Origin of the sequence: Bradyrhizobium sp. HKCCYLRH2060 (genome assembly GCF_051168135.1) — a bacterium.
Lineage (GTDB): Bacteria > Pseudomonadota > Alphaproteobacteria > Rhizobiales > Xanthobacteraceae > Bradyrhizobium.
This window is the reverse complement of the sequence record NZ_JBNPUK010000019.1, coordinates 1-20,656: the sequence shown is the minus strand read 5'-3', so window position 1 is coordinate 20,656 and position 20,656 is coordinate 1. Positions and strand designations below refer to the sequence as shown.

Annotated in this window: 17 protein-coding genes and 1 pseudogene; 9 read left to right on the top strand and 9 right to left on the bottom strand. The window is 65.6% G+C overall.

Annotated features, from left to right (window positions below; genetic code table 11):
* Positions 1–110: 110 nt before the first annotated feature.
* Positions 111–1,088, bottom strand: a complete 978-nt coding sequence (locus tag ACQR10_RS28235; RefSeq protein ID WP_315802305.1) for a magnesium transporter CorA family protein — start codon at positions 1,086–1,088, stop codon at positions 111–113.
* A gap of 344 nt (positions 1,089–1,432) precedes the next feature.
* Between ACQR10_RS28235 and ACQR10_RS28230 the strand changes: the two genes are divergently transcribed.
* A complete protein-coding gene (locus ACQR10_RS28230) occupies positions 1,433–2,113 on the top strand; it encodes a L,D-transpeptidase (RefSeq protein WP_315802304.1) in 681 nt (226 codons plus the stop codon).
* Positions 2,114–2,420: 307 nt separating this feature from the next.
* On the opposite strand, the pseudogene ACQR10_RS28225 reads toward ACQR10_RS28230, so the two are convergent.
* A pseudogene (locus tag ACQR10_RS28225) lies at positions 2,421–3,503 on the bottom strand (extensin family protein); the annotation flags it as partial.
* Positions 3,504–3,623: 120 nt separating this feature from the next.
* On the opposite strand from ACQR10_RS28225, the gene ACQR10_RS28220 reads away from it, so the two are divergent.
* The 4 genes from ACQR10_RS28220 (at position 3,624) to ACQR10_RS28205 (ending at position 8,959) form a co-directional block, all read left to right on the top strand.
* Complete coding sequence (locus ACQR10_RS28220; protein ID WP_315752068.1) at positions 3,624–5,252, top strand: fatty-acid--CoA ligase; 1,629 nt, start codon at positions 3,624–3,626, stop codon at positions 5,250–5,252.
* Between the two features lie 165 nt (positions 5,253–5,417).
* Positions 5,418–6,623 (top strand): ABC transporter substrate-binding protein, encoded by a 1,206-nt coding sequence (locus ACQR10_RS28215; protein WP_434912137.1) that lies wholly within the window; start codon positions 5,418–5,420, stop codon positions 6,621–6,623.
* Between the two features lie 124 nt (positions 6,624–6,747).
* Entirely contained in the window at positions 6,748–7,965 is a 1,218-nt protein-coding gene (locus ACQR10_RS28210; RefSeq protein WP_434839805.1) for an MFS transporter, read from the top strand.
* Between the two features lie 133 nt (positions 7,966–8,098).
* Positions 8,099–8,959: a DUF1499 domain-containing protein gene (locus ACQR10_RS28205; RefSeq protein WP_315802299.1), complete on the top strand. Its 861-nt coding sequence runs from the start codon at positions 8,099–8,101 to the stop codon at positions 8,957–8,959.
* 99 nt (positions 8,960–9,058) lie between these two features.
* Here ACQR10_RS28205 and ACQR10_RS28200 read toward each other — a convergent pair whose 3' ends face one another.
* The 3 genes from ACQR10_RS28200 to ribB all read right to left on the bottom strand — a co-directional run bounded on the left by ACQR10_RS28200 (position 9,059) and on the right by ribB (position 12,535).
* Positions 9,059–9,973, bottom strand: a complete 915-nt coding sequence (locus tag ACQR10_RS28200; protein WP_316218400.1) for an MBL fold metallo-hydrolase — start codon at positions 9,971–9,973, stop codon at positions 9,059–9,061.
* 207 nt (positions 9,974–10,180) lie between these two features.
* Positions 10,181–11,395, bottom strand: a complete 1,215-nt coding sequence (locus ACQR10_RS28195) for an acyl-CoA dehydrogenase (protein WP_316218399.1) — start codon at positions 11,393–11,395, stop codon at positions 10,181–10,183.
* Between the two features lie 63 nt (positions 11,396–11,458).
* Positions 11,459–12,535, bottom strand: coding sequence for a 3,4-dihydroxy-2-butanone-4-phosphate synthase (gene ribB / locus ACQR10_RS28190; RefSeq protein WP_316218398.1), 1,077 nt, complete (start codon positions 12,533–12,535; stop codon positions 11,459–11,461).
* 175 nt (positions 12,536–12,710) lie between these two features.
* On the opposite strand from ribB, the gene ACQR10_RS28185 reads away from it, so the two are divergent.
* Entirely contained in the window at positions 12,711–13,949 is a 1,239-nt protein-coding gene (locus ACQR10_RS28185; protein WP_316218397.1) for a PLP-dependent aminotransferase family protein, read from the top strand.
* A 12-nt stretch (positions 13,950–13,961) separates the two neighbouring features.
* On the opposite strand, the gene ACQR10_RS28180 is transcribed toward ACQR10_RS28185, so the two are convergent.
* Entirely contained in the window at positions 13,962–15,242 is a 1,281-nt protein-coding gene (locus tag ACQR10_RS28180) for an amidohydrolase/deacetylase family metallohydrolase (RefSeq protein ID WP_316218396.1), read from the bottom strand.
* A 175-nt stretch (positions 15,243–15,417) separates the two neighbouring features.
* Between ACQR10_RS28180 and ACQR10_RS28175 the strand changes: the two genes are divergently transcribed.
* Positions 15,418–15,864: a hypothetical protein gene (locus ACQR10_RS28175; protein WP_316218395.1), complete on the top strand. Its 447-nt coding sequence runs from the start codon at positions 15,418–15,420 to the stop codon at positions 15,862–15,864.
* A gap of 144 nt (positions 15,865–16,008) precedes the next feature.
* Positions 16,009–16,236, top strand: a complete 228-nt coding sequence (locus tag ACQR10_RS28170) for a hypothetical protein (RefSeq protein WP_315802292.1) — start codon at positions 16,009–16,011, stop codon at positions 16,234–16,236.
* Positions 16,237–16,326: 90 nt separating this feature from the next.
* Here ACQR10_RS28170 and ACQR10_RS28165 read toward each other — a convergent pair whose 3' ends face one another.
* From ACQR10_RS28165 to ACQR10_RS28155, 3 genes are all read right to left on the bottom strand, one after another.
* The gene (locus ACQR10_RS28165) at positions 16,327–17,148 is read right to left on the bottom strand and encodes an aldo/keto reductase (protein WP_316218394.1); all 822 of its coding nucleotides are present in this window, start codon (positions 17,146–17,148) and stop codon (positions 16,327–16,329) included.
* 194 nt (positions 17,149–17,342) lie between these two features.
* A complete protein-coding gene (locus ACQR10_RS28160) occupies positions 17,343–17,762 on the bottom strand; it encodes a hypothetical protein (protein WP_316218458.1) in 420 nt (139 codons plus the stop codon).
* Positions 17,763–18,080: 318 nt separating this feature from the next.
* A complete protein-coding gene (locus tag ACQR10_RS28155) occupies positions 18,081–18,962 on the bottom strand; it encodes an aldose 1-epimerase family protein (protein ID WP_315802290.1) in 882 nt (293 codons plus the stop codon).
* A gap of 330 nt (positions 18,963–19,292) precedes the next feature.
* Here ACQR10_RS28155 and ACQR10_RS28150 point away from each other — a divergent pair, with 330 nt between their 5' ends.
* Entirely contained in the window at positions 19,293–20,489 is a 1,197-nt protein-coding gene (locus ACQR10_RS28150) for an amidohydrolase family protein (RefSeq protein WP_315802289.1), read from the top strand.
* Positions 20,490–20,656: the final 167 nt, after the last annotated feature.

Below are 20,656 nucleotides of genomic sequence, written 5' to 3'. Positions count from 1 at the left end.
GCCCACGCAGCTAACAACGGGGCACGAATGAGGCGCTGCGGATGGCGCTTTGCCGCAGCCTTCGCGCGGGCGAGCGGCCTGGGGCGGCCGGCGATTCCAGCTCGGCTGCGCTACAGCCACTTCTTCAATTTGAAGATGTAGTACGGCACGATCGCACAGATCAGCATCAGCACCAACGCCATCGGATAGCCGTGCACCCATTCGAGCTCCGGCATCATCTTGAAGTTCATGCCGTAGATCGATGCGATCAAGGTCGGCGGCATCAGGACCACCGCCATCACCGAGAACAGCTTGATGATGTTGTTCTGCTCGAGGTTGACGACGCCGAGCATCGCATCCAGCACGAAGGTGATCTTGCTCGCGAGGTAGGACGCGTGGTCGGTCAGCGAGGCGACGTCGCGCTGCATGGTCTTGAGCTGCTCGCGCATGTCCTTCGACCACTTCACGCCTTCGACCACCGCAGACAGGAAGGTGACGAGGCGGCCGATCGACACCAGGCTCTCACGCACCTTCGAGGTCAGGTCGCCCTTGCGCCCGATCGCGATCAGAATCTGCGAATATTGCTTGGCGTGTCCGTGACGCTCATTGTTCGGCTCGAAGATCTCGTGGCTGACCTGATCGATATCAGCCCCGACCTTCTCGAGAATGTCGGCGCAGCGGTCGATCACGGCGTCGAGCAGCTCCATCAGCACCATCTCGCCGGTGATCCCGGGCGCACAGTTGCGGGCGAGCTTGGCCTCCACCACCGCGAACGGGCGCGGCTGGTCGTAACGCACCGTCACCAGGCGGTGGCCCGCCAGGATGAAGGTGACTGCCGTGGTCCTCGGCATATCGGAGTCCGAGTGACACATCAGCGTGGCCGTCATGTAGCGGGCCCCGTTCTCGATGTAGAGACGGCTCGAGATCTCGATCTCCTGCATGTCCTCGCGGGTCGGCACCGCGATCCCGGCCAGCTTTTCCACGGCCCGGTCCTCGGCGCTGCTCGGGTTCACGAGGTCGACCCAGACCGCATTGTCGGGCAGAGCCGCGGGATCGGTGATCGCCAGCTTCTTCAGCGCGGCTTCGGACGGAACGAACACCGAGAACATGGACAAAACTCCGAATCGCGAAACGTGAATTTTCGGGGACTTAGCGGCGGGATGCTGCCGCCTTGTGACGCAGCTTGCCGGCCCGGTCCATGGGCTTTCTCGCGAAGGCCATGGTCTCAAGGGTAACGCCCCGGCGGAGAGACGATCGTGCCATTCGGAGCACAGCTGTGGATGACTGCCCGCATTTTTGCGGCAAAAAAGCAACAATCGCGGCGCTGCAGCGTGACCTGTGCGTGTATCGGCTGGAATTGAGAACGATTTTGACGATAATGGGACATGTGGAATCGCGCTGCAGTGGCGCGGCCGTACCATTGCAACGTCAGCTGTCAATTGGAATTGGTGACATGTCGCTGAAGGTGAAACTCGGACTCCTGGCCGCCGGCCTGATGCTGTCGGGCTGCATGCAGGCCACGACGTACGAGGCGACCAACACGCAGGCCTTCAAGCCGAAGGACAAGGAGCTTCTCGCGAAGATCCGCTACACCAACACGCCGGTGGCCGAGCCCTATCGGCGCGCGATCGTCGAGTATCACCGCAAGGAAGCCCCGGGCTCGATCGTCGTCGATTCCGACAGCCACTACCTCTATTACGTCCTCGATGGCGGCAAGGCGATTCGCTACGGCATCACCGTCGGCGAAGAGGCGATGGCGTGGTCGGGCATCGCGAAGGTCGGCGCCATGACCGAATGGCCGGCCTGGCATCCGACCAAGGGCGAGATCGAGCGCCTGGGCGTTCCGACCTTCGTCGCGCCGGGTCCCGACAATCCGATGGGCTCGCGCGCGATGTACCTCTATGCCAACGGCAAGGACACGCTGTTCCGCATCCACGGCACCAACCAGCCGGAATATATCGGCGCCTCGATCTCCTCGGGCTGCATTCGCCTGACGAACGAAGATGCGATCGACCTCTATAACCGGGTGAAGGTCGGCACCATCGTCGTGGTGCTGGATCCGAAGAAGGGTGATTCGCCCTACAAGCCGCAGATGGCGCTGCAGGGCGGCGGCACCTTCGCTGCGATGCAGTGAGCCCCGGCTGAAGCCGGTACGATATTCAAAAGCCGAGAAGCGCGTTTAGCAGCCTTTCCAAGGCGCCGGTCACCCGGCGCCTTTTTGTTTGGGGCTAGAACAATCCGCGGAACGGATCCCAGCCACGCCGGCCGTGATGGCGCTTCCGTGGAGCCGGCTTCGATGGCGAAGCCCGTTCCCCACTTGAGCTGTTCAGGGCGCGCTGGTCCCGCCCGGCTGTATTCCGTGCCTTGTCGGACGCTACGGTCGGCGCGCGCGTCTCTGCGGCGACGCGTCCGGACTTTTGCTGTTCAGGCGCAGACTTCGACGCGGTCTGCCGATTGCGGACCGTTCCGGCGGGCTTTGCGGCCGGAGGCTGCGCTTCCGTATCGGCCCGTCCGGAGCGGTCGTCAGCAGAAGGGCTCTGCGCGGTGGCCGGCGGCTCGGCCTTCTCGTCGGTACCGGCGCGACCGCTGCTGTTGTGTTCGGCGTCGGTGCTCGCGGTCTTCCGGACATTTTCGGTGCCAGCCTGCGCGGTCTCGCGTGACGGCGCGTCGTCGGGCCTGGCGGCGGGCATCAGGGGCGCGACCTTCGGCAGCGGGTCGAGCACGTCCCATTGGCAGATGCGGTAGTTGTTGCGGCGTTCGATCAGGTCGAGATGAATGTGATCCTCGTGGTACCAATCCGAATCGGGGCCGAGCACCGTGGAGAAATGGGTGCAGACCGCGTGCAGCACGGACTCGCGCAAATCGCGCGGCTGATTTCGGTCGGTGAGATCGATCATGCGGCCGTCGGCCAGCTTGAAGCCGTGGACGTCCAGCGCATTGGCACGGCCGTGCTCCGATAGCTGCGCGCCGCTGACATTGTTGCGGCCGCGGCACTGATAGGAATCGAAATTGTCGAGCGCAGTGACCGCGCTGCCGAGCCGTTCGGCCAGCGGCGCCACATCGTTGCGCACCCAGTTGACGACCGCGGTCGCCATCGGACAACGCATGGTCGCCGCGGGCGTCAGCGCCACCCTGCGCTTGTCAGGCAGCACCACCGCCTCCAGCCGCACCAGGTCCTCGCCGCCGCAGCCCCCGGGCCCCTTGATCGGCGGAATCGACGGCGCGATCGCGACCTCTTCGGTCAGGGCCAGCCTGCAGGCCGAAGGCGGCGGCGGGGCTTGGGCATCCACCTTTGCACCGGCGCTGGCCGCGTCGCGCGGAGCGGCATCCTCCCCCTTGGCCGCCTCCCGCGCCGGCGCATCGGCAGGCCGCGGCTGCGGAAGCGGCACCTTGGCAACACCGTCGGCCAGCTTCGCTGCGGGCTCGGCGGCCGTGGGCGGGCTGCGGTGCGCCGATTTCGCGGCCGCCGCCGGCGCCGCCATGAGCCAGCTCAATGCGATCGCCACGGCCACAGCGCTAACCATCACGCCCGGCGCGACGTCGTGGCCATCACAAGCCCATTTGCGTCGGGTGCGGCGCGCGCTAAAATTGACCAAAGAGACCAAAAGACCCTCGCTGCAAGCGAATACCGGAGGAACGACCTGATGCTTGGTTTGATGCAAGACTGGCCCCTGCTTTGTCACCGGATCATCGAGCATGCGGCGACAATCCACGGCTCCCAGGAGGTCGTGACCCGCTCGGTCGAGGGCCCCATCGTTCGCACCACCTATCGGCAAATCCACGACCGCGCTCTCAAGGTCTCGCAGAAGCTGACGCGCGACGGCATCAAGCTGGGCGACCGCGTCGCCACCATCGCCTGGAATACCGGCCGTCATCTCGAGGTCTGGTACGGCATCATGGGAATCGGCGCGATCTGTCACACGGTCAATCCGCGCCTGTTTCCCGAGCAGATCGGCTGGATCATCAACCATGCCCAGGACCGCATCGTCATCACCGATCTGACGTTCGTGCCAATCCTCGAGAAGCTCGCCGACAAGCTGCCGAGCGTCGAGCGCTACATCGTGCTGACCGACGCCGCGCACATGCCGCAGACGACGCTCAAGAACGCCGTCGCCTACGAATCGTGGATCGGCGAGGCCGACGGCGACTTCGCCTGGGGCACCTTCGACGAGAACACCGCGGCCGCGATGTGCTACACGTCCGGCACCACGGGCGATCCGAAAGGTGTGCTGTATTCGCATCGGTCCAACGTGCTGCATGCGTTGATGGCCAATAGCCGGGATTCACTCGGTACGTCCGCAGCAGACACAATGCTTCCGGTGGTTCCGCTGTTCCATGCCAACAGCTGGGGCATTGCCTTCTCCGCTCCGTCGATGGGCACCAAGCTGGTGATGCCCGGCCCCAAGCTCGACGGCGCGTCCGTCTACGAGCTGCTCGACACCGAGAAGGTGACCTACACCGCCGGCGTGCCGACGGTGTGGCTGATGCTGCTGCAGCACATGCAGGCGCATAACCTCAAACTGCCGCATCTGAAGATGGTGGTGTGCGGCGGCTCGGCGATGCCGCGCTCGATGATCCAGGCCTTCCTCGACATGGGTATCGGCGTGCGCCATGCCTGGGGCATGACCGAGATGAGCCCGATCGGCACGCTCGCTACCCTGAAGCCGCCGTTCCTCGCCGCCGACGGCGACGCCAAGCTCGACGTGCTGCAGACCCAGGGCTTCCCGCCGTTCGGCGTCGAGATGAAGATCACCGACGATGCCGGCACCGAGTTGCCGTGGGACGGCAAGACCTTCGGCCGGCTCAAGGTGTCCGGGCCCGCGGTGTCGAAGGCCTACTACAAGGTCGACAGCAACATCCTCGACGATGAAGGCTTCTTCGACACCGGCGACGTCGCAACCGTCGACGAGCATGGCTACATGCGCATCACCGACCGCTCCAAGGACGTCATCAAGTCCGGCGGCGAATGGATCTCCTCGATCGACCTGGAGAATCTCGCGGTCGGCCATCCCGCGGTCGCCGAGGCTGCCGTCATCGGCGTCTATCATCCGAAATGGGATGAGCGCCCGCTGCTGATCGTGCAATTGAAGCCCGGCCAGACGACGACGCGCGAGGACATCCTGAAATACATGGAGGGCAAGATCGCCAAATGGTGGATGCCCGATGACGTCGCCTTCGTCGACGGCATTCCGCACACGGCAACGGGCAAGATCCTGAAGACCGCGCTGCGCGACCAGTTCAAGAGCTACCGCTTCCCCAACGCCGCAGCTTAGCAACAACTCCCGTTCCGCGCGAGACTCACGGCCCCTGCGCCCCCGCGGGGGCCGTTTGCGTTCCGCGCAAAAAGTTCCATCGCCCTCGCCTCGACCAAAGGCGAATAGGAAGCCCATGGGCGGGTTCCTAAGGTCCGGCACCATAAAAAACGAGGGAACGCCACCATGCGAAAATCAATCCGCCTGCTGCCCTGGCTGCTGGGAGCATCACTGGTCGCCACGGCCGCTCATGCCGCCGGCAACAAGGTCGTGATCGGCGACATCGACGACATGTCCGGGCTCTATGCCGACGTGATCGGGCCGGGCGGCGTCGAGGCTGCAAAGATGGCGATCGAGGATTTCGGCGGCAGCGTGCTCGGCAACAAGATCGAGTTCATGGAGAGCGATCATCAGAACAAGCCGGACGTCGGCGCCCAGAAATTGCGCGAGTGGGCCGATCGCGACGGCGTCACCATGATCCTCGGCGGCTCCAACACGGGGGTCAGCCTCGCGATGGCCACCGCCGCCAAGGAGAAGAAAATACCGTTCATTGCGATCGGTGCCGCCGGCGCCTCGCTGACGGGCAAGGACTGCACGCCCTACACCGTCCACTACGCCTACGATACGACCTCGCTCGCCAACGGCACCGCCAAGACCATGGTCAGCCAGGGCGGCAAGAGCTGGTTCTTCCTGACCGCCGACTACGCCTTCGGCACCCAGTTGCAGGAGGCCGCGTCCAAGGTGGTCGAGGCCAATGGCGGCAAGGTGGTCGGAGCGGTCCGCGTGCCGCTCTCGACCTCGGATTTCTCCAGCTATCTGCTGCAGGCGCAAGGCTCGGGCGCGCAGGTTCTGGGCCTCGCCAATGCCGGCAACGACTTCACGAACTCGATCAAGGCCGCGGATGAATTCGGCATCGCCAAGACGATGAAGCCGGCGGCGCTGCTCGCCTTCGTCAGCGACATCCACAGTCTCGGCCTGAAGACCGCGCAGGGTCTCTATCTCACCACCGGCTGGTATTGGGACCTCAACGACAAGACCCGCGCCTTCGCCAAGCGCTACTTCGAAAAGACCAAGCGCGAGCCGACCATGAACCAGGCCGCCTACTACTCGGCGACGACGACCTACCTCAATGCCGTGAAGGCGGCCGGCACCACCGACTCCGACAAGGTCATGGACCAGCTGCGCAAGATGAAGATCGACGACATGTTCACGTCGAACGGCAAGATCCGCGCCGACGGCCTGATGGAGCACGAGATGTACATCATGCAGGTCAAGAAGCCGGAGGAGTCGAAGCACCCCTGGGACTACTACAAGCTGATCCAGACGATGTCGGGCGAGGAGGCGTTCGGCAAGCTCGCCGACTCGGCCTGCCCGCTGGTGCATGGGCACTGAGCATCCGGCGCAGCCTGACCAAGGAAGCCGCGGCCCCTCCCTTTCGGCGGGGCCGTGGCGTTTGTGCCGCTGCGGCTTTGACGTGGCGCAAGACGGCAGGCACGGCCGCATCTAGAAGAGGGGCATGGGTTCAAGAGCGCGCGTCCCGGCTTCCACGACATGGCGCGACGTACCGTCGACGGTGCTGACGCTCGGGCTGGTGTCGCTGCTGATGGACATCTCCTCGGAGCTGATCCACGCGCTGCTGCCGATCTTCCTCGCGACCGTGGTCGGCGCGTCCACGGTGACGATCGGCCTGATCGAAGGCGTGTCCGAGGCGACCGCCGCAATCACCAAGGTATTCTCCGGCGCACTGTCCGACCGCATCGGCAAGCGCAAGCTGCTGGTCGCAATCGGCTATGGGCTGGCGGCCCTGACCAAGCCAGTGTTTCCGCTCGCCGGCACATCCTGGCAGATCCTCGCCGCGCGCTTCGTCGACCGCATCGGCAAGGGCATCCGCGAGGCGCCGCGCGACGCACTGATCGCCGACGTCACGCCGGAAGGCATCCGCGGCGCGAGCTACGGCTTGCGCCAGGCGCTCGACACGATCGGCGCCTTTGCCGGTCCCCTCCTCGCGGTGGCGCTGATGGCGCTCTATGCCAACGACTTCCGGGCGGTGTTCTGGTGGTCGGCGCTGCCGGCCGCGCTCGCCGTGCTGCTGATCCTGTTCGGCGTGCGCGAGCCGGTGGAGACAGCGCCTGCGCCGCACCCCGGCTGGCCGGTCCATACGCGCGAACTGCGACGGCTGCCATCAGCCTATTGGATCGTGGTCGCCATCGGCGCGGTGTTCGCGTTGGCCCGCTTCAGCGAGGCGTTCCTGGTGCTCAAGGCGCAGGCCGACGGCCTCGCTCTCTCCCTCATCCCGTTGGTCTACGTGCTGATGAACCTGATCTATGCCGGCGTCGCCATGCCGGCCGGCATCCTCTCCGACCGCATCGGCCGCAACAACGTGCTGACCTGCGGCCTCGTGGTGCTGACAGCCGCCGACCTGACGCTGGCCTTCGTGCCCGGCCTGATCGGCACCGCGATCGGCGTCGCGCTGTGGGGCTTCTACCTCGGGCTGTCGCAGGGGCTGCTGTCGGCAATGGTCGCCGATACCGCCCCGCAGGACCTGCGCGGCACCGCGTTCGGCCTGTTCAACCTTGTGACCGGCGCTGCGCTGCTGGTCGCGAGCCTGCTGGCGGGATGGCTGTGGCAAGCCTATGGGTCGCAGGCGACGTTCGCGACCGGCGCGGCATTCTCCGTCGCAACCATCCTGTTGATGCTGACGGCCTTGCGCGCGCGCCCCACCCCAAGCGTCTGACACAGTCGACGGATCAACCGCCCTCTCCGGGCCAGACCCCTCTTGAATTTAGCCCCTCCGCGTGGTCTCACACGGATGACCCGGCCGCCCGGCGCAACGCAGGCAGCGGCCCAACCCGGCAGTTCCTGACACGATGGCACGCAGGTTTCACGCCCCCTATCTGTCGGAGCCCATCTCCAGCCTCGCGACCTGGACCCGCAATCTGGCGGTGTTCTCGGTCGTCGCCGTGCTGGTCTCGATCCTGATCCTGCGCTTCGATTTTCTGGAGATGAAGCCGGCGCTGGCGACGTTCTTCGGAGCGCTGGGGCTTGCCGTCCTGTCGATCCTGCTCGGGCTCGCGGCCTTCGTCGCGATCTGGCGCAACGGCAGCCGCGGCATGAGCCGGATCCTGCTCGCCTTCATGATCGATGCCGTGGTGCTGGCCTATCCGGCCTACCTCGCGCTCCAGTACCGCAAGCTGCCGAAGATCTACGACATCACCACCGACCCGATCGATCCGCCGCGCTTCGAGGCCTTGGCGCCGCTGCGCAACGGCGACGGCACCAACACGGCCGTGTATGCCGGGCTGTATTCAGCCGAGCAGCAGCAGAAATTCTATCCGGACATCGAGCCGGTGCAGATCGAGCTGCCGCCCGATCGTGCCTATGCGATCGCGCTGAAGCTGGTCAACCGGCGCAAATGGTTCGTGGTCGACGAGCGCGCGCCGCAGCCGCCGCGCCGCGTCGGCCGCATCGAGGCGGTCGCACGCACGCCGATCATGGGCTTTCGCGAGGACATCTCGATCCGGATCCAGCCCGACGGCGAGGATTCCCGCGTCGACGTCCGCTCCGCCTCGCGCTATTTCGAGTCAGATATCGGCAGCAACGCCGCGCGCGTGACCAAGCTGATCGAGGATCTCTCCAGCGCCGGCGAAGCCGAGGCGCAGAAGCCGGTGAAGAAGGTGACGCCGCCGCCCATGGCAGCGAAGGGGAATGCGAAGACGGTGAAGAAGTGAAATGGGCGAATGGCAAGTAGGGAGTAGCGAATAGCGAATAGCGACTGACGCGATTCGACCGCCCCTCTTCCCTATTCGCTACTCCCTATTCGCCATTCGCTACTTCATCCGATACGTCCCGCCGATCACCGGATCACCTTCCGTTGCGACCACGCCGCGGGCGACGAGGTCTTCCAGGTGGGCCAGCACGGAGTAGCCGGCCGCGGTGGTGAGCCGTGGATCGATGCCGATATAGATCGCGCGCACCATGGTCGGGATGTCGGCCTCGCCCTTGGCGAGGCGATGCAGGATCGAGGCTTCGCGCGCCTGGCGATGGCGCATCAGGAAGCGCGTGTAGCGCGGTCCCTCCGGAATTTCCGGTCCGTGGCCTGAGAAATACAGCTCCTCGGGCCGCGCGGCGAGCCGCGCCAGCGAGGCCATGTAGTCGACCATCGAGCCGTCGGGCGGCGCCACGATCGACGTCGCCCAGCCCATCACGTGATCGCCGACGAAGGTGGTGCTACGCGCGCCCCAGGCGAAGGCGAGATGGTTGGCGGTATGACCGGGTGTCGCCAGCGCCTCGAGCTGCCAGCCCTGCCCCTCGATCACGTCACCATCGGCAACGGTGACATCGGGCGCGAAGTCCCGATCGACGCCGGATTCCGGGCTGTGCTTCTCGCTCTCGTAGCGCGGCCGCGACGCGCGATGCGGGCCCTCGGCATAGACGGTGGCGCCGGTCGCGGCCTTGAGCCGGCCGGTGTTCGGCGAGTGATCGCGGTGGGTGTGCGTCACCAGGATGTGCGTGACGGTCTCGCCTCTGACGGCATCGAGCAGCGCCTGCGCATGGGCCTCGTTGTCCGGACCCGGATCGATGATCGCGACGTTACCGGTGCCCACGATGTAGCTGACGGTACCGGTGAAGGTGAACGGGCTCGGATTGTTGCAGAGGACGCGGCGAATGCCCGGACGCACCTCCTCGACGACTCCAGCTGCAAGCGGGAAGTTGCGGTTGAATGGGACGTCTTCCTCGGCCATCTGCTGCCCTTAACTCTGCGCGGGCGCTTGAATGGCCCGCTTCCTCCGGCGTCATGCCCCGCGCAGGCGGGGCATCCGGTACGCCCTGGCATATCGGCTGATCACTCTCGTCTCGGCATACTGGATCGTCCGCTTGCGCGGACGATGACAGTTGAGGACTCAGGGCCCGTCCCCAAGATCGACCAGGCGAATTAGAAGAACGCCTGATTAGAAGAACGCCTGGATGCCGGTGATGGCGCGGCCGAGGATCAGCGCGTGGACGTCGTGCGTGCCCTCGTAGGTATTGACCGTCTCGAGGTTGGCGACGTGGCGCATCACCTGATACTCGATCGAAATGCCGTTGCCGCCGTGCATGTCGCGCGCGACGCGGGCGATGTCGAGCGCCTTGCCGCAATTGTTGCGCTTGACGATCGAGATCATCTCCGGGGCCATCTTGCCCTCGTCCATCAGCCGGCCGACGCGCAAGCTTGCCTGCAGGCCAAGCGCGATCTCCGTCTCCATGTCCGCAAGCTTCTTCTGCACCAGTTGCGTGGCGGCAAGCGGACGACCGAACTGCTTGCGGTCCAGCGTATACTGGCGGGCGCGATGCATGCAGTCCTCGGCGGCGCCGAGCACGCCCCAGGAGATGCCGTAGCGGGCGCGATTGAGGCAGCCGAACGGCCCTTTCAGGCCGGACACGTTGGGCAGCAGCGCGCTCTCCGGCACCACCACGCCGTCCATCACGACCTCGCCGGTGATCGAGGCACGCAACGAGAGCTTGCCGCCGATCTTCGGCGCCGACAGGCCCTTCATGCCCTTCTCGAGGATGAAGCCACGGATCTGGTTGTCATGCGCGGCCGACTTCGCCCACACCACGAACACGTCGGCGATCGGCGCGTTCGAGATCCACATCTTGCTGCCGGTCAGGCGGTAGCCGTCGGCGACCTTCTCGGCGCGGGTCTTCATGCCGGCCGGATCGGAGCCGGCATCCGGCTCGGTGAGGCCGAAACAGCCGACCCATTCGCCGCTGGCGAGCTTCGGCAGGTACTTCTTGCGCTGGCTCTCGTCGCCATAGGCGTAGATCGGATACATCACCAGCGAGGACTGCACCGAGTTCATCGAGCGATAGCCGGAATCGACGCGCTCGATCTCGCGTGCCACGAGGCCATAGGCGACGTAGCTCGCATTGGCGCAGCCATATTCCTCCGGCAAGGTGATGCCGATCAGGCCGAGTTCGCCCATCTCGTTGAAGATCTCGCGATCGGTCTTCTCCTCGAGATAGGCCTTGGTCACGCGCGGCAGCAGCTTGTCCTGGGCATAGGCGCGCGCGGTGTCACGCACCATGCGCTCGTCCTCGGTCAGTTGCTCGTCCAGCAGGAAGGGATCGTCCCACTGGAAGCTCGACTGGGCCGGCTTGTCCTTTGCCTGAGGGCGCGCGCTCATGAATGGTCCTTTCGCGTCTTGCTGCGCACGGAACGCAGCCCTGTGAAGTTAAATCCTGGAAGTTCAGCCTTCAAGCCGTTCGTTGGCGACGATCTCGATGCCGAAACCCGACAAGCCTTTGTAGTCATGGACCGACGAGGTCAGGTTCCGGATCGACGTCACGCCGAGATCCCGCAGGATCTGCGCACCGACGCCGACTTCGCGCCACTGCCGATGGCGATCGGCTTCCGCGGTATGTGGCTCCGCGACCGGCTCGACCGGAACGCCGGCCGCACCGTCCCGCAGATAGATCAGCACGCCGCGGCCGGCCTTCTTGAAGTGCTGCAGCACGGCTTGAATACGCTGCGGACCGGCGATCAGATCCTTCACGATGTTGGGCTTGTGAAGCCGCGTCAGCACGTTCCTGCCGTCGCCGATGCCGTTGTAGACGAACGCGGCGTGGGTGATCGGATCGAACGGCGAGCGGTAGGCGAAGCCCTGCAGCGGCCCGATCGGGCTGTCGGTCGTGAACGTCGACACCCGCTCGATCAGCTTCTCGCGCGCCTGCCGGTAGGAGATGAGATCGGCGATGGTGACATGCTTGAGATTGTGGGCCGCGGCGAAACGAACGACCTGCTCGCCCTTCATGACCGTGCCGTCATCGTTCATCAACTCGGAGATGACGCCGACCGGCGGCAGCCCCGAGAGCTTGCAGAGATCGACCGCCGCCTCGGTGTGGCCCGAGCGCAGCAGCACGCCGCCGTCGCGCGCGATCAGCGGGAAGATATGGCCGGGCCGCGCAAAATCATTGGCGCCGGCATTGGGATTGGCGAGCGCGCGACAGCAGGAGGCACGCTCCTCGGCCGAGATTCCGGTGCCACCGTCCGGCTTGTAGTCGATCGAGACGGTGAACGCCGTGGTGTGATTGGAATCATTGTGCGCGACCATCGGGTCGAGCCGCAGCCGCCGCGCGTCGTCGGCCGTGATCGGCGCGCAGACGATGCCGGAGGTATGGCGAATGATGAACGCCATCTTGTCGGGCGTGCAGAGCGAGGCGGCGACAATGAGATCGCCCTCGCCCTCGCGGTCGTCGTCATCGGTCACGACGACCATCTCGCCCTTGGCGAAGGCATACAGAACTTCCTGGATCGAGTCGGCCATTGCAAGTCTCGCTGCTTTTCCGGGCTGCTTTAGCCGGGATCGCAGGCGCGCGCCAGAGCGGCGGAATCGCCGCGCGAAGGTCGCCTTCCCCGGGAAAAGGACCTGCCCTGCCAGGACAAGCGCCCTGGTATCTGTTTAAAGTCGCCTCAAATCGAGAACAAGGGAGCCGCGCCTCATGGCCGCATTCGATTTTGCACCCCTCCTCAGCCCCGGCCTGCCCGCGCCGGCCGCGCGCTGGACGGGACTCGCAAAATACAGCTTCGTCGGTGGCAACAACGACGCCGACGCCGTGCCCGTGGAGGGCTTGCGCGCGGCTGCCGACGCCGTGCTCGCCCGCGAGGGACGCGCGCTCGCCACCTACGGCCTCGCGCATGGGCCTCAAGGCTACCGGCCGCTGCGGGACTTTCTTGCCGCCAAGCTGACGCGGGACGCGGGCATGTCGGCGCGCGCCGACGACATCATGATCCTGTCCGGCTCGCTGCAGGGCCTCGACCTCGTCAACCAGGCGCTGCTCACGCGCGGCGACACCGTGCTGGTCGAGCAGGACAATTACCAGGGCACGCTGGCGCGGCTGGCGCGACTGGGCGTCAAGGTCATCGGCATCCCGCTCGACCAGGACGGCATGCGAACCGATGCGCTGGCGACGGTGCTGGCCGATCTCAAGGACCGCGGCATCCGGCCGAAATACATCTATACCATTCCGACGGTGCAGAACCCGACCGGCACCATCATGCCGGAAAGCCGGCGGGCCGAGCTGCTGTGGCTGTCGCGCGCCTATGGCGTGCCGCTGTTCGAGGACGACTGCTACGCCGACCTGATCTGGGAGGGCAAACGGCCCCGCGCGATCCACGGCATGTCCGATCATGGCGGTGTGATCCACCTCGGCTCATTCTCGAAATCGGTCGCGCCCGCGCTGCGGGTCGGCTTCCTGGTCGCGCCCTGGGAGATCATGTCGGTGCTGCTGGCCCTCAAGACCGATGCCGGCTCGGGCGCGCTGGAACAGATGGTGCTGGCGGAATATTGCAGGCCGCATTTCGCGACCCACGTGCCGCAGTTGGTGCGGGGCCTGCGCGCCAAGCTGGACACCCTGATCGAGGCGCTCAACGCGGAGTTCGGCACCTCCGCCGAGTTCGCGCCACCCAAGGGCGGGATCTTCCTCTGGGTCAAGCTGCCGGATCAGGTTGACGCGATGAAGCTGTCACAGGCAGCGCTCAAACGCGGCGTCTCGATCAATCCGGGACCGGAATGGTCCACCGACGCCGCGCATGCGCGGAGCCGCCTGCGGCTGTGCTTCGCCAGCCCCTCGCATCAGGAGATCCGCGAGGGCATCGCAGTGCTCGCCGATGTCTGCCGGGAGGAGTTCGGCGTGCCGCTCCGCTCGTCCAATGTAGAGCGGACGCGCGCGATCGAGTGATTTGCGCGCCGCTCACCGCACCGAAAAGGGCGAGTGATAGGGCCGCCCGAACGGCACGCCATTGATCACCGTCTGCACCGGCTTGAGCTGCAGCTTGCCGTCGCGCTTGTTGCCGCGGGTATCGACGAAGCTGACGGGCCCCTCGACCAGGTCCATGATTGCAACGTCGGCCGGCGCGCCGACCTGCAACGTGCCGATCTTCGGCGCACGGTTGATGATCTTGGCCGGCACAGAGGTGGCCATGCTCACCACCTGCTCCAACGAAAATCCCATCGCGATGAATTTCGCCATCACGTTGGGCAGGAACGGCATGCCCGGACTGTTGCCGGAGAACACATGGATGTCGGAGGAGATCGTGTCCGGGCCGCAGCCGCCGGGGATTGCGACTTCGGCCACGGTGAAATCGAAGCTGCCGCCGCCGTGGCCGACATCGAACAGCACGCCGCGCTGCTTGGCGGCGAGCGCCGCGGGCAGCAGCTTGCCGTCCTGGACGATGTTGGTGAAGGCGCCGCCCATATTCGGCGCGCCGGAATAGGCATGGGTCAGGATGTCGCCGGGGCGCAGCAGGTCCAGGATCTGTGACATCAGCTCGCCGGTCTCGACGCCACCGATATGCACCATCATCCGCGCCGGCCAGCCGCACAGCTCGCAGGCCTTGATGGCACGCTTCAGCGGCTCGATCCCGTGCTTGAAGATCACGTTCTCCGACATCCGCACCTTGACCCCGAGCAGGAAGTCCGGGTTCTCCGCCAGCGCCATGGCGCAGGCGTCGACCTGCGCGTTGTCGATGTTGTAGAGCTCGGCCACCGGGAACGCCGACAGGCCGTTGTTGGCGATGTGGACGAAGGCGTAGATGCGTGCCCGCGACTGGGCGGTGATGAAGCGGCGCAGCGCCGCCAGATTGTTCACACCGGCGTCGCCGGCCGAGACGACCGTCGTGGTGCCCTGGAATTGCACCAGTTCGTCCGGGGGAATCCCGATCGCCGAACCATAGGGGTAGACGTGACTGTGGAGATCGATCAGGCCCGGCGTCACCAGCCGGCCGTTGGCGTCGATCGACCGCAGCGCCCGCTCGGCCGGTATCTCGGGCTCGACCGCTTCGACGACGCCCCAGCGGATCCCGATGTCGCGCCTGCCTCGGAGCGACTGGCTGGGATCGATCACGTCGCCGCCCTTGATCACCAGATCGAGCTTGTCGGCCGGCCCCATCGCGGCGCCGGCGGGACCCGATAGCGCGGCCATGGCGGCCGCTCCGGACGACAGCAGGAATTTGCGGCGCGACAGCGCAGACATGGTCAGCCTCCCCACGCTTGTTTGTAGTTGCGGGGAGCATGCGCCTTGTCCCCCTCGCCATCAAGGCCGGCCCGGAAAGAATGAGACTTTGTGCCAACGATCTCGGCGCAGGTCTGTCGTTGCGCCGTTGACGCAGTGCATTAAGATGTCACGGCAGTCATCCCCGCGAGACCGCATGATTTCGATCTCCCGCCCTCTCATCGCAATCGTCCTCTGCGCATCATCAGCGTCTGCCGCCCGGGCCGACGACACCGTCGAGGTCGCCCGGACCTGGGGCCTGATCGGAACCTGGGCCGCCGACTGCAGCGCACCGCCGGTCAAGGGCCGCGGCGCCATCATCTCCTACGAAGTCACTGACGATCGTCACCTGATCTATCGTCGTGACCACGATCCGTCCGACGTCAACCAGGTGGCGAGCGCACGCGTCGAGGCGGACCAGACGCTGGTGCTCTCGATCGTGCTGCCCAAAGCGCGCCAGACGCGAGAGAACGGGATCACCCGGACCGCCGACGGCGACATCCGCTCCGTGTTCAATCGCGGCGAGGACGACAGCTACACCATTCGTGACGGCCGCTTCGTTGCCAACGGCAAGCCGACGCCAGCGCTCAGGAAATGCGACTGACGCGGTGGGCTCGAGGGGGCGCCGCGATTCGCCCGCGAGCTTGAAGACCAAACCTGAACGTGCATTCAGCAACTTCGTGGAAGTTCCTGCGGAACGTTCTTTCACACTTCAAGTTGATCCCGCACTTTCATTCTGGAGGACAACATGAAGAAAATCGCTCTCGCGCTCGCTTCCCTGGCGGTCGTCGCGCTCGCGGCACCGTCGATCGCCAATGCCGAGACCGTGGTCATCAAGCGTGGCGGCCATCACTACCACCACGGCTGGGATCGGTCCCGCGCCGAATACCGCATGCATCGTGAGTACCGGCCTCATCGTTATGTCCGGCCGTTCCACCGCCATCACGATCGCACCGTGATCATCCGGCGCGACTGATCTGCAACTTCGACACAGCAATGGCCCCGCAAGGGGCCATTTCTGTGGCGTTCGTTCTGACGCCCGTTCTTGCAGGGCTTCGCGTGGTCGTCAGCGGTCCCAGTCCGGCGCAAAGGCCGGATTGACGAAGCGCTTGTCCTTCGGGAGGGACGCGATGGTGGCGCGATCCTCATCGTCGAGTTGAAGCTTCATCGCATCCCAGTTCGCACGCTGACTTTCCGGGCGCGCTGCCTTGGGGATCGCCGCCACCCCATCCTGGTCCAACAGCCATTTCAGCGCGACCTGGGCGGCGCTGGCGCCATGCTTCCTGCCGATGGCCCCAAGCGTCTCGTCGGCGGCGGCCCGTCCCTGCGCCAGCGGGCAATAGGCCACCAGGGGAATCGAGCGGCCCGCCATGTAGGCCATCAGCTTCGACTGGTCGAGCATCACATGATATTCGACCTGATTGCAGGCGACAGGTGCCTCGACGTCCTCCACCGCCTGCTTCAGAAGCGCGACGGTGAAGTTTGCGACGCCGATCGCGCGCGTGCGCCCCTCCTCCTTCAGCTTCAGCAGCGTCTCCAGGGCGGCGGGCAGGTTCATCCCCTTGGCCGGCCAGTGGATGAGATAGAGATCGACGAACTCCAGCCGGAGCTTCTTGAGGCTCGTGTCGAACGCACGGCGGATCGCTTCCGGCGCGAGGTTCTCCGGCCAGACCTTGGTGGTGACATGCAATTCGGCGCGCGGCAGATCGATCGCCGCAAGTGCAGCGCCGATCGCATCCTCATTGGCGTACATCTCGGCGGTGTCGATATGGCGGTACCCGAGCGCAAGCGCGCTCTCGACGGCCTCGCGGCAGACGGTGCCCTGCATGCGAAAGGTGCCGAGCCCGAGCTTGGGCAGACGGATACCCTGGGTGTCGATGGCGTTCATGAAATCTCCTGGAATCGCGCGAGCCGCTCGCCAGCGAGCGCCGGCAGCAGCCTCGAAACATCAAGACCTTGGCGGGAAGCGCTCAGCTTGCCTTTGCTCCGCTTGCGAGTTCAAGCGAGCCGGCATCCGCCTCAATCAAGATGTCGGGAGCGAGGTTCCTGAACGCGATGGGGGCGCGGGGTAGACCCCGCCGATCAGCGCCAGTTGCAGATGCCGCCGCTGCCAGGCCGGCACGGCCAGGTCTGAATGCGCGTATCCATCGCCTGCGCGTCGAGCGGATTGCCGCGCCGATGGACGAGCTTGGTGCGGGCGGCGCCGCGGGGCCGCTCGGCCGTCCTCGTGCCATGAGTCCGCCGGGTGGCGACGGCGCGCGGGATGCCGGAACTGACGTCGGGGTCAACAGCAGAACGGACCGCGACCGCAGGTCGGTCTGTTTTGGCTTCGATGGGCACAGGTTCGAAATGCGCCTCGGGGCCGAGCGGCTCCGGCGACAACACGGCCTTCGACAAATCGAGCTTGAGGAAGTCACCCGGCTGATAGGCCCCTGCCACAGCATCGGTCGCTGCGAGCAACACGGCGCATGTAATCGCGCCGACAACAGCTCTCAACACCATCCCATCCTCCCGTTCCCCCGCGTAACGCCCACTTACGCGCGCCCCTGCCATGAGATCTCCGCGCGCCCGCTGACGGCAAAGGCGCACGGCTGCAAGAACCGGCTGCGAGCGCCTGAGTTCGCGCCACGCATCATGTTCGATGATCGACCGTTATCAGTTCGGAGAAAGCGCCCGCCAACCGCCGGTCGTTCGACGCATCATAGCCAAAGTTCCGCGCTCGTCTCTCATGTAGGTCACGGCGCCGTCATTTCCAGGCCCAAAACTGTTGATCACGGTTACCGCTGTGCACGCAAACGGGCGCTCGCGAGATAAGTCATACTAATTCGAGGAATCGATTCTGATGCGGCAGCGTAGCCTCTCGGCGACGCCCGGCGCGATATGCATGACGCCGGGCTTGGCCGCGAACTCGCCGTCGAAATTGAGCGGACTAGCGAAACCGCGCCACGGCTCGATGCACAGGAACGGCACGCCGCCGGGCTTCGACCAGATTCCAAGCTGACGAAAATTATCCCAGGCTAACTCAAGCGCCGGTCCCCTGGTTCCGACGAGGCGAACCGAACGGCTGGCCGGCTGATCGAGGATCACGGCATCATCGTCGAACAGGCGTTCGCTCAACGGGAGAACGCGCCCCTCGATCGGTGAGGGCTCCGGCCGCTCGCGCAGCAAACCGCCGGTCAGACGGCGGATCGGCGCCAGCTCAGGCTCTGCAAAAATCAGCCGATAGCTCTCCTTCGGCTGGCCGGGGAGCAGCGGCCAGTTGAAGGCGGGATGGCCGCCGAACGAGGCGGGCAGCATCTCCGCACCGGGGTTGGCGATCTCGACCGCCACGTCCAGCGCGTCAACGGCGATCCGGTAGCTCACCGTGAGACGGAAGGCGAACGGATAGCGCACCCGCGTCGTCTCGTCGTCGGTCAGTTGCAACACGCACGACTCGGCCCCGCGCTCCAGCCAGGTGAAACGCAGGTCGCGGGCGAAGCCGTGCTGGGTCATCGGATAGGTCTGGCCGCGGTGGTGGAGCTGGTCATTCTTGAGTCGGCCGACGATTGGAAACAGCCATGGCGCATGGCGCGGCCAGGCGCCTCCGGCCTGCCAGAGCAACTCCAGGCCCCCGGCCGTCTTCAGCGAGCACAGCTCGGCGCCATCAGCCTTGACCGAGGCGGTGATGCCGCCCGCGCCGATCGTGTGAAGGTCGTCGCTCATCTGCCGTCACCCTCGTCGCAAAGAGATCACACGAGGTGATGCCGGATCGCGGCAGCAACGTCCAGGGTGCGGTTCATCACCAGCGCGGAGACCACCGCCACAAGCACAGGGGACGGGGATGTCGAACACGCGGCCGAAGCCGAGGATATCGCCGCGTTCATAGGGCCCGCGCGGTGTCCGAAGGGTAGGCAACCCGCGCCAAATCTTCGTGCAGGCCGCCGCTTGCCGGACCTGATCATTCGTGTACGAATGACCGAAACCGGCTTGATGCTGCGCCGCGTGCAGGCGCAAACTGCCGCAAATGCTTTGCCAGGAGAGAAGGATATCCCGATGGCCCATGACGCGCCGCAAGCAACCGGTCCCAGCAAGCTGGTCATCCGCAACATCGGCCTCATGCTGTCCGGTGCCCTGGAACGGCCCATCCTGGATGCCGACACGATCGTCGCCGAGAACGGCAAGATCACGGGAATCGGCCGCTTCAAGGACGTCGACACCGAAGGCGCGACGACCATCGTCGATGCCCATGGCACGACGGTGGCGCCAGGCCTGATCGACAGCCATGTTCATCCGGTCGCCGGCGACTGGACGCCGCGGCAGAACCAGAGCAACTGGATCGATTCCTATCTGCATGGTGGCGTCACCACGATGATCTCCGCCGGCGAGGTGCACATGCCCGGCCGGCCGCGCGACGTCGTCGGCCTGAAGGCGATGGCGATCTTCGCGCAGCGCGCATTCTGGACGCTCCGTCCCGGCGGCGTGAAGGTGCATGCCGGCGCGCCGGTGATCGAATGCGAGATGGTCGAGGACGACTTCAAGGAGCTCGCCGCCGCCGGCGTCAAGCTGCTCGGCGAGGTCGGCCTCGGCGGCGTCAAGGACGGCCCGACCGCGCGCAAGATGGTCGGCTGGGCGCGCAAATACGGCATCCAGAGCACCATTCACACCGGCGGTCCGTCGATCCCCGGCTCCGGCCTGATCGACAAGGACGTCGTGCTGGAGGCCGGCACCGACGTCATCGGACACATCAATGGCGGCCACACCGCGCTGCCCGACGATCAGATCCGCTGCATCTGCGAGGGCTGCAAGGCGGGGCTCGAGCTGGTGCACAACGGCAACGAGCGCTCGGCGCTGTTCACCTTGCGCACCGCGCGCGAGATGAACGATCTCCACCGCGTCATCCTCGGCACCGACGCGCCGGCCGGCTCCGGCGTGCAGCCGCTCGGGATCCTGCGCATGGTCTCGCTCTTGTCCTCGCTCGGCGATGTCCCGGCCGAGATCGCGTTCTGCTTCGCCACCGGCAACACCGCGCGGATGCGCGAGCTCGATTGCGGCCTGATCGAGGTCGGCCGCTCCGCCGACTTCGTCATCATGGACAAGGCGCAGCACTCGCCGGCCAAGACCCTGCTCGACAGCGTCCAGCTCGGCGATCTCCCGGGCATCGGCATGACCATCATCGACGGCATCGTCCGCACCCAGCGCAGCCGCAACACGCCGCCGGCGACGAAAATTCCGGAGATCGTGGCGAAGTAGTTGCCACAAGCTTCGTCATTGCGAGCGCAGTGTTCGTGAATGCGCCCTCTCCCCTTGCGGGAGAGGGCATGCAGGACGGAGCAGAAATCTCGGTCGGGTGAGGGGTATCTCTCATTGGCGCTAACTTACCATTTTGCTGCCGGAAATGGATGATTCCTCGGTCGAGT

Excerpts from the sequence above, each read along its gene's own strand:
- ACQR10_RS28205 (WP_315802299.1), top strand. The coding sequence starts at position 8,099 with ATGGCACGCAGGTTTCACGCCCCCTATCTGTCGGAGCCCATCTCCAGC.
- ACQR10_RS28170 (WP_315802292.1), top strand. The coding sequence starts at position 16,009 with ATGAAGAAAATCGCTCTCGCGCTCGCTTCCCTGGCGGTCGTCGCGCTC.
- ACQR10_RS28195 (WP_316218399.1), bottom strand. The coding sequence starts at position 11,395 with ATGAGCGCGCGCCCTCAGGCAAAGGACAAGCCGGCCCAGTCGAGCTTC.
- ACQR10_RS28230 (WP_315802304.1), top strand. The coding sequence starts at position 1,433 with ATGTCGCTGAAGGTGAAACTCGGACTCCTGGCCGCCGGCCTGATGCTG.
- ACQR10_RS28220 (WP_315752068.1), top strand. The coding sequence starts at position 3,624 with ATGCTTGGTTTGATGCAAGACTGGCCCCTGCTTTGTCACCGGATCATC.
- ACQR10_RS28200 (WP_316218400.1), bottom strand. The coding sequence starts at position 9,973 with ATGGCCGAGGAAGACGTCCCATTCAACCGCAACTTCCCGCTTGCAGCT.
- ACQR10_RS28160 (WP_316218458.1), bottom strand. The coding sequence starts at position 17,762 with ATGGTGTTGAGAGCTGTTGTCGGCGCGATTACATGCGCCGTGTTGCTC.
- ACQR10_RS28215 (WP_434912137.1), top strand. The coding sequence starts at position 5,418 with ATGCGAAAATCAATCCGCCTGCTGCCCTGGCTGCTGGGAGCATCACTG.
- ACQR10_RS28185 (WP_316218397.1), top strand. The coding sequence starts at position 12,711 with ATGGCCGCATTCGATTTTGCACCCCTCCTCAGCCCCGGCCTGCCCGCG.
- ACQR10_RS28165 (WP_316218394.1), bottom strand. The coding sequence starts at position 17,148 with ATGAACGCCATCGACACCCAGGGTATCCGTCTGCCCAAGCTCGGGCTC.
- ACQR10_RS28180 (WP_316218396.1), bottom strand. The coding sequence starts at position 15,242 with ATGTCTGCGCTGTCGCGCCGCAAATTCCTGCTGTCGTCCGGAGCGGCC.
- ACQR10_RS28210 (WP_434839805.1), top strand. The coding sequence starts at position 6,748 with ATGGGTTCAAGAGCGCGCGTCCCGGCTTCCACGACATGGCGCGACGTA.
- ACQR10_RS28175 (WP_316218395.1), top strand. The coding sequence starts at position 15,418 with ATGATTTCGATCTCCCGCCCTCTCATCGCAATCGTCCTCTGCGCATCA.
- ACQR10_RS28150 (WP_315802289.1), top strand. The coding sequence starts at position 19,293 with ATGGCCCATGACGCGCCGCAAGCAACCGGTCCCAGCAAGCTGGTCATC.
- ACQR10_RS28235 (WP_315802305.1), bottom strand. The coding sequence starts at position 1,088 with ATGTTCTCGGTGTTCGTTCCGTCCGAAGCCGCGCTGAAGAAGCTGGCG.
- ACQR10_RS28155 (WP_315802290.1), bottom strand. The coding sequence starts at position 18,962 with ATGAGCGACGACCTTCACACGATCGGCGCGGGCGGCATCACCGCCTCG.
- ribB (WP_316218398.1), bottom strand. The coding sequence starts at position 12,535 with ATGGCCGACTCGATCCAGGAAGTTCTGTATGCCTTCGCCAAGGGCGAG.